Origin of the sequence: Mesorhizobium sp. M7A.T.Ca.US.000.02.2.1 (assembly GCF_003996995.1) — a bacterium.
Lineage (GTDB): Bacteria > Pseudomonadota > Alphaproteobacteria > Rhizobiales > Rhizobiaceae > Mesorhizobium.
Map to the genome: position 1 here is coordinate 1 of NZ_RZTT01000286.1, position 7821 is coordinate 7821.

At 64.1% G+C, this 7821-nt stretch carries 8 protein-coding genes; 7 read left to right on the top strand and 1 reads right to left on the bottom strand.

The annotated features are described in order from the left end of the window. From trpD to glp, 4 genes are all read left to right on the top strand, one after another. A partial coding sequence (gene trpD, locus EOD15_RS23485) for an anthranilate phosphoribosyltransferase (protein WP_127408872.1) occupies window positions 1-974 on the top strand: 974 nt, incomplete at its 5' end. A gap of 10 nt (window positions 975-984) precedes the next feature. Next, window positions 985-1797 (top strand): indole-3-glycerol phosphate synthase TrpC, encoded by an 813-nt coding sequence (gene trpC, locus EOD15_RS23490; RefSeq protein WP_127408873.1) that lies wholly within the window; start codon window positions 985-987, stop codon window positions 1795-1797. Between the two features lie 2 nt (window positions 1798-1799). Further along, window positions 1800-2282 carry a cyclic pyranopterin monophosphate synthase MoaC gene (gene moaC, locus EOD15_RS23495; protein WP_127271357.1) on the top strand — a complete coding sequence of 161 codons (483 nt, stop codon included), beginning with the start codon at window positions 1800-1802 and terminating at the stop codon, window positions 2280-2282. Beyond that, window positions 2282-3487 carry a gephyrin-like molybdotransferase Glp gene (gene glp / locus EOD15_RS23500; RefSeq protein ID WP_127322491.1) on the top strand — a complete coding sequence of 402 codons (1206 nt, stop codon included), beginning with the start codon at window positions 2282-2284 and terminating at the stop codon, window positions 3485-3487. The genes moaC and glp overlap by 1 nt, the downstream gene beginning before the upstream one ends. 49 nt (window positions 3488-3536) lie before the next feature. Here the strand turns inward: glp and EOD15_RS23505 are convergent, their stop codons facing one another. Next, complete coding sequence (locus EOD15_RS23505) at window positions 3537-4367, bottom strand: alpha/beta hydrolase (RefSeq protein WP_127322492.1); 831 nt, start codon at window positions 4365-4367, stop codon at window positions 3537-3539. A gap of 314 nt (window positions 4368-4681) precedes the next feature. On the opposite strand from EOD15_RS23505, the gene EOD15_RS23510 reads away from it, so the two are divergent. The 3 genes from EOD15_RS23510 to EOD15_RS23520 all read left to right on the top strand — a co-directional run. Then, on the top strand, window positions 4682-6307 hold the full coding sequence (locus EOD15_RS23510) for an AMP-binding protein (protein ID WP_127327363.1): 1626 nt from the start codon (window positions 4682-4684) through the stop codon (window positions 6305-6307). Next, window positions 6304-7140 carry a tryptophan 2,3-dioxygenase gene (kynA, locus tag EOD15_RS23515; protein ID WP_127270200.1) on the top strand — a complete coding sequence of 279 codons (837 nt, stop codon included), beginning with the start codon at window positions 6304-6306 and terminating at the stop codon, window positions 7138-7140. The genes EOD15_RS23510 and kynA overlap by 4 nt, the downstream gene beginning before the upstream one ends. Before the next feature lie 70 nt (window positions 7141-7210). Continuing rightward, the coding region (locus tag EOD15_RS23520) for an aminotransferase class V-fold PLP-dependent enzyme (RefSeq protein ID WP_127408874.1) at window positions 7211-7821 on the top strand (611 nt) is incomplete at its 3' end.

Sequence of the window (7821 nt, forward strand, 5' to 3'; positions counted from 1 at the left end):
CCGGTAGCGCGCTTTCCTTCGAGGAAGCGCGCGAGGCCTTCGACATCATCATGTCGGGTGACGCGACCCCCGGCCAGATCGGCGGTTTCCTGATGGCGCTGCGTGTGCGCGGCGAGACGGTGAGCGAGATTTCAGGCGCCGTCGCAACCATGCGGGGCAAGATGCTGCACGTCGACGCGCCCACCGACGCCATCGACATCGTCGGCACCGGCGGCGACAATTCTCACAGCGTCAACATTTCGACGGCATCGGCCTTCGTCGTTGCCGGCAGCGGCGTGCCGGTTGCCAAACACGGCAATCGCGGCCTTTCATCGCTGACGGGGGCAGCCGACGTGCTGGTTGCGCTCGGCGTCAAGATCGATATCTCGCCCGAATTCATCGGCCGCTGCATCCACGAGGCAGGCGTTGGCTTCATGTTCGCGCCTGCGCACCATCCGGCGATGAAGCATGTCGGCCCGACTCGCGTCGAACTCGGCACCCGCACCATATTCAACCTGCTCGGGCCGCTCTCCAATCCGGCCGGCGTCAAGCGGCAGCTGGTCGGTGTGTTCCTGCCGGAATGGATCCTGCCGGTTGCCGAGACGCTGAAGGCGCTGGGTGCCGAGCATGTCTGGGTTGCCCATGGCGACGGCTATGACGAGATCACCACCACCGGCGAGACGCAGGTCGCCGAACTGATCGGCGGCGAGATCCGCAGCTTCACCCTGACGCCTGAAGCGGTTGGGTTGCCGCGCCACAGCAAGGACGAATTGCGTGGCGGCGATGCGGACTACAACGCCAAGGCCTTGCGCGATATGCTGGGCGGCGCCGCCGGCGCGTATCGCGACACCGTGCTGATGAACGCCGGTGCCGGACTGGTTGTGGCCGGGAAGGCGACGACGCTTGGCGACGGCATCGCGGCGGCGGCGCAAGCCATCGACAGCGGCCGTGCCCTGCAAGTGCTCGACAGGCTGGTCGAGATTTCGAACGGATAACGGATAGAGCGTGTCTGACATTCTTCGCAAGATCGAGGCCTACAAGCGCGACGAGATCGCGGCAGCAAAGGCACGCGTGCCGTTGGCCGAAATCAAGGCCCGGGCAAAAGACGCCGACGCACCGCGCGGCTTTCTTGCCGCACTGGAAGCGAAGCGCAAATCCGGCGCCTTCGCGCTAATCGCCGAGATCAAGAAGGCGAGCCCTTCCAAGGGTCTGATCCGTGCCGATTTCGATCCACCGGCGCTGGCGCAGGCCTATGCCAAGGGTGGTGCTGCCTGTCTTTCGGTGCTGACCGATGCACCGTCCTTCCAGGGTGCGCCCGAATTTCTCACCCGGGCGCGAGCCGCCGTCGCGCTGCCGGCGCTGCGCAAGGATTTCCTGTTCGATCCGTATCAGGTCTACGAAGCCCGCGCCTGGGGCGCGGATGCCATCCTGATCATCATGGCCAGTGTCGACGACGTCCTGGCCAGCGAGCTCGAGGCGACGGCCTTCGAACTCGGCATGGATGCACTGGTCGAAGTGCACGACGAGACCGAGACGCAGCGCGCGCTAAAACTGTCGTCGCGGCTGATCGGCATCAACAACCGCAATCTGCGCACATTCGAGACCAGCCTCGACACTTCCATGCGGCTGGCGACGATGGTTCCGGCCGACCGCTTGCTGGTCAGCGAGAGCGGTATTTTCTCGCATGACGACTGCCTCAGGCTGCAAAAGAGCGACATCGGCACTTTTCTTGTCGGCGAGAGCCTGATGCGGCAACAGGACGTCACCGCGGCGACGCGCCTGCTTCTGACAGGCAAGGCTTTGGCCGAGGTCATCTGACGATGGTATCGGGCCTTACCCATCTCGGCGCGCAGGGCGAGGCCAACATGGTCGACGTCGGCGACAAGGATGAAACAACGCGCACGGCGATCGCCGAAGGCTTTGTCGCGATGCAGCCCGAGACGCTGAAGATGATCCTCGCCGGCAACGCCAAGAAGGGCGATGTGCTCGGCACCGCGCGCATCGCCGGTATCATGGCGGCGAAGAAGACGCATGAACTGATCCCGCTCTGCCACCCGCTGCTTTTGACCAAGGTTTCCGTCGACATCGAGCCCGACCATGCTTTGCCGGGCCTGAAGGTCACCGCACTGGCGCGCGTCACCGGCAAGACGGGTGTCGAGATGGAAGCGCTGACCGCCGCTTCGGTCGCCTGCCTGACCATCTACGACATGGCCAAAGCAGTAGACCGCGCCATGGTCATCACCGGCATCCGCCTGGTCGAAAAGACCGGTGGCAAGTCGGGTGACTACAAGGCGAGTGCCTGATGGCGCTGGTTCCTATCGCGGAGGCGCTTGAACGCCTGCTCGATGGTGCGGCGCCTCTAGCCGGCGAAAGCGTTCCCCTGTTCGAGGCTGTGGATCGTGTTCTGGCGGAACCGGTCGTGGCACTTCGCACCCAGCCGCCTTTCAATGCTTCCGCCATGGACGGCTATGCAGCGCGCGCCGCCGACGTCACGTCGGTCCCATCCAGGCTGTCGGTGATCGGCATGGCGCCGGCTGGGCGTGGCTTCGACGGCACGGTCGGCCAGACGCAGGCCGTGCGCATCTTCACCGGCGCGCCGCTGCCCGAAGGCGCCGACACCATCGTCATCCAGGAGAGTGTGCGCGACCTCGGCGGCGGCGAAATCGAAGTGACCGAGCCAACGGCGCAATGGCGCAATATCCGCCGCATCGGGCTCGATTTTTCAACAGGCGACATGCTGCTGGAAAAAGGTCGCTTGCTCGACCCGGCGGCGCTGTCGTTGGTGGCATCAGCCAACCATCCTCGGGTCAGCGTGGTGAAGCGGCCGCTGGTCGCCATCATCGCCACCGGCGACGAATTGCTGCCGCCCGGCAGTGATCTCGGCCCGGACCAGATCATCTCATCGAATGCCTATGGCGTCGCCGCCACCGCACACTCGGTCGGCGCCCGCGCGCTCGATCTCGGCATTGCCGCCGATCGCAAGGAGGCTATCGCCGAACTGGTGCAAAAAGCGGTCGCGGCCGGTGCGGATGTCATCGTGACGCTTGGTGGCGCCTCGGTCGGCGATCACGACCTGATCCACGACGTGCTGACCGGCGAAGGCATGACGCTCGGCTTCTGGAAGATCGCCATGCGCCCCGGCAAGCCGCTGATGTTCGGCCGCCTCGGCGATATCAGGTGCATCGGCCTGCCCGGCAATCCGGTGGCAAGCCTGGTCTGCTCGCAGTTGTTCCTGAAGCCGCTGCTGGCGCGGCTCGGCGGCCGCAATCATCGCCAGGACATACGTCCGGCACGGTTGGGCGCCGCAATGCCGGCCAATGATTTGCGCCAGGACTACGTCCGAGCCGTGGTCAGGGAAGATGACGGAGCTCTGGTGGCAACCCCGTTCGGCATCCAGGATTCGTCGATGCTGAGAATGCTGGCCGACGCCAACGGGCTGATCGTGCGGGCGCCGTTTGCCCCCGCAGCGGCTGCGGGCGAGGCCTGCAGCGTGTTGATGCTGCGTTGAAGCATAGCAAGACAAACCATTAATAACAAATTGGAAAATGATCTCGGCGCTAGCCCGATATCAAGGCGCGGCTCAGTGGGTGGGCCGGATCGGCAAGGCCGTCGACAATGCTGAAATGATGCCGGTCGGGCTCGACCACGGTGCTGGTTGCAGCACCGAGGCCCGTCCAGATGTTGGCAAGCAAGGCGTTCTGACGCAGGAACTCGGCGCGCTCGCCACCACCGGCCCAACAGGTGATGCGGACACCATCCATGGGCCGCAACAGTGCCGGGCTTTCCGCCAACGCCTCGGCCTCGTCGATGGCCAGAGTCGCGTTCATCTCGGTGCGCATGATCGGACGCAGATCGTGGACACCCGAAATCGAAACGACATGGCGCACGCGCCGCGCCACATCGTCCGCCAGAGGCGTGGTTGTCGTCACCATCCGGCTGGCAAGATGGCCGCCGGCCGAATGTCCGGTCAGCATCAGCGGCCCGTCGACCATTGCCGCCGCCTTGCCGATCGCCACGCCGATCTCCTGGACGATGCCGGCGATGCGTAAGTCCGGGCACAGCGTGTAGGACGGCATCGCCACGGCAAAGCCGCTGCTGACCGCACCATTGGCGAGATGCGACCAGAAACTCTTGTCGAACGCCTTCCAGTAACCGCCATGGATGAACACCACCAACCCTTTGGGCGTGGCGCTGGGGAGGAAGAGATCGAGCCGATTGCGTCGCCCATCGCCATAGGTGATGTCGAGCCGTGCCCGGCCCTGCGCCGAGAGTGCGTCACGAAACGCTTGCGCAGGCTCCACCCACGCGGCCGGCCATCGGTCGCTGCCGGCGATATTCGCACCGTTGGCATAGGCATCATCCCAATCGACGATGTGACGTTCGAACATCTGCGCCCTTCCCCAAAAACGGCATCGCTGTTCCGCTAGCAATGGCCACCGCCACGCCATGCGTCAATGCTCTAGGGCAAAAACATTTTAGGCTTGAAACAAATTTCGACTGGTGCGATCCTGCCCGCACGAACAGCCGACAATGGGAGGTCTGCTGTGCTGCCCGAACCTGCAGATGTTCACCCTTTCTGGGCGCATCTCAGCAGGTGCGATGGGCAGTACGAAGCCTCCTCAGAGCAGGACCTTAGTATCCACGACATCCGGCCAAGGCGCATCGCGCACTGGCCAGGCAGCAGACGGGAGAGAGCGGCGACATGCTTGGGCCTTCAGCGCATATCGACACGTTCACGCGCGATCACCTGCCGCCGCCGGAGCAATGGCCTGAAATCCTGCTCGACGGCTTCGACTATCCCGAACGCCTCAACGCCGGGGTCGAACTGACCGACAGGCTGGTCGAAAAAGGTCTCGGCGACCACACCGCCCTCATCGGCAATGGCCGCCGCCGTACCTACAAGGAACTGTCCGACTGGACGAACAGGCTGGCCCACGCGCTGGTCGAGAATTATGGGGTCGAGCCCGGCAACCGGGTGCTGATCCGTTCGGCCAACAACCCCGCAATGGTCGCCTGCTGGCTGGCCGCCACCAAGGTTGGCGCCGTGGTCGTCAACACCATGCCGATGCTGCGCGCCGGCGAACTCGCCAAGATCGTCGACAAGGCGGAGATCACCGTCGCGCTCTGCGACACCAGGCTGATGGACGAGATGACCGCCTGCGCCAAGGACAGCGCATTCCTCAAGCAGGTCATCGGTTTCGACGGCACCGCCAACCATGATGCTGAACTCGATCGTGCCGCTCTCGACAAGCCGGTGACGTTCACCGCAGTCGACACCGGCCGCGACGATGTTGCCCTGCTCGGCTTCACCTCGGGCACAACAGGCGTTCCGAAGGCGACGATGCATTTCCACCGCGACCTGCTGATCATCGCCGACGCCTACGCCCGCGAAATCCTGGAGGTGACGCCGGACGACATCTTCGTCGGCTCGCCGCCGCTGGCCTTCACCTTCGGCCTTGGCGGACTCGCCATCTTCCCGCTGCGCTTCGGTGCGGCGGCGACGCTGCTGGAGCAGGCGACGCCACCCAACATGATCCACATCATCGAGACCTACAAAGCGACGATCTCTTTCACCGCGCCGACTGCCTACCGCGCCATGCTGAAGGCCATGGATGAAGGTGCCGACCTTTCATCGCTGCGCGTCGCCGTTTCGGCCGGCGAAACCTTGCCTGCTCCCGTTTTCGAAGAGTGGACACAAAAGACCGGAAAGCCGATCCTCGACGGCATCGGAGCCACCGAGATGCTGCACATCTTCATCTCCAACCGTTTTGACGACATGAAGCCCGCGTCGACCGGAAAGCCGGTGGGCGGCTACGAGGCGCGCGTCGTCGATGACGAGATGCGCGAGGTGCCACGCGGCGCGACCGGCAGGCTTGCAGTGCGCGGACCGACCGGCTGCCGCTACATGGCCGATGACAGGCAGAAGGAATACGTGCGCGACGGCTGGAACCTCACCGGCGATACCTTCACGCAGGACGAGGACGGCTTCTTCCATTTCGCCGCCCGCTCCGACGACATGATCGTCAGCGCCGGCTACAACATTGCCGGACCCGAGGTCGAGGCCGCACTTCTGTCGCATCCGGATGTCGCCGAATGCGCGGTGATTGGCGCCGAGGACGCCGAACGCGGCCAGATCGTCGAGGCGCATGTCGTGCTAGCGCAGGGCGTCGCGCCCGACGCCCTCACCACCAAGCGCCTGCAGGACCATGTCAAGGCAATGATCGCGCCCTATAAATATCCGCGATCGGTAAAATTCATCGCCGCTCTGCCCAAGACCCAGACCGGCAAGATCCAGCGCTTCCGGCTGCGCACGGAGAAAATCAATTGAGCGAACCGTACGATCCGGCGTCCGAAGGCGCCCAGATGTCGTTCAAAGAGCGCATGTCCTACAGCGACTACCTGCACCTGGAGAAAGTGCTGGAGGCCCAGACGCCGCTGTCATCGGCGCATGACGAGATGCTGTTCATCATCCAGCATCAGACCTCCGAACTCTGGATGAAGCTCGCTCTACACGAGATTGGAGCCGCGATCCGTTCCATCCGCGCCGACCGGCTCGAGCCGAGCTTCAAGATGCTGTCGCGCGTTGCGCGGATCTTCGAGCAGCTGAACAATGCCTGGGATGTGCTGCGGACGATGACGCCGAGCGAATACACCGAGTTCCGCGACGCGCTCGGCCAGTCCTCGGGTTTCCAGTCCTGGCAGTATCGCGCCATCGAGTTCATGGCCGGCAACCGCAACCTGGCCATGCTCGGGCCGCACAAGCACCGGCCCGACCTGAGCGGAAAGCTGGAAGCGATCCTGACCGAACCATCGCTCTACGACGAAGCGCTGCTGCTGCTTGCGCGCAACGGATTCGACATCGGTGCCGATGCCAAGCGCACGGACTGGCGTGAGACGCGAACCGAGAATGAAGAGGTGCTGGTCGCCTGGCAAACCATTTACCGCGATCCGCAGCGCTACTGGATGTTCTACGAACTGGCAGAGAAGCTGGTCGACTTCGAGGATTATTTCCGCCGCTGGCGCTTCAACCACGTCACCACGGTTGAGCGCATCATCGGTCTGAAACGCGGCACCGGCGGCACGTCGGGTGCTTCGTATCTGAAGAAGATGCTCGAGGTGGTGCTGTTCCCGGAGCTGTGGACGGTCCGCACCCGGCTCTGACATCGTCGAATGAAAACAGCGACGCGCGGCGGCGGAACACCCTTCGCGAACAACCGGGGACTGACTGACCATGAGTGGATTTCCTGATCTCGCCGCAGTCGAAGCGATGGATGCCACAGATCCGCTGCGGGCCATGCGCGACCGTTTCATTCTGCCGGAGGGGGTGATCTATCTCGACGGCAATTCACTGGGGGCAGCGTCTCATGCCGTTTTCGGCGAGCTGCAGCAGGCGGCAACCCAGGAATGGGCCCAGGACCTCATCCGAGCCTGGAATACGGCCGGATGGTTCGAGATGCCGATCGAACTCGGCGATCAACTCGGACGCCTGATTGGAGCCGCGGCCGGCCAGACCGTCGTCTGCGACACGACGTCGACCAACATCTACAAGGTGCTGCATGCGGCGCTGGAGATGCGGCCGGGCCGGTCGGTCATCGTCGCCGAGGGTGACAGTTTCCCCACCGACCTGTACATCGCCGAAGGCGTGGCCTCGACACGGGACGGCGTCCTGCTGCGCCTCGCGGGCGTCGACGCGCCCACTATCGAAGAGCTGATCAACGAAAACGTCGCGGTGGTGCTGGTCAACCACGTCAACTACAAATCGGGTGAACTGCGCGACATGGCGGCGCTGACGCGCAAGGCTCATGCGGCCGGAGCGCTGATCGTCTGGGATCTATGCCACAC

Excerpts from the sequence above, each read along its gene's own strand:
- moaC (WP_127271357.1), top strand. The coding sequence starts at position 1,800 with ATGGTATCGGGCCTTACCCATCTCGGCGCGCAGGGCGAGGCCAACATG.
- glp (WP_127322491.1), top strand. The coding sequence starts at position 2,282 with ATGGCGCTGGTTCCTATCGCGGAGGCGCTTGAACGCCTGCTCGATGGT.
- EOD15_RS23505 (WP_127322492.1), bottom strand. The coding sequence starts at position 4,367 with ATGTTCGAACGTCACATCGTCGATTGGGATGATGCCTATGCCAACGGT.
- EOD15_RS23510 (WP_127327363.1), top strand. The coding sequence starts at position 4,682 with ATGCTTGGGCCTTCAGCGCATATCGACACGTTCACGCGCGATCACCTG.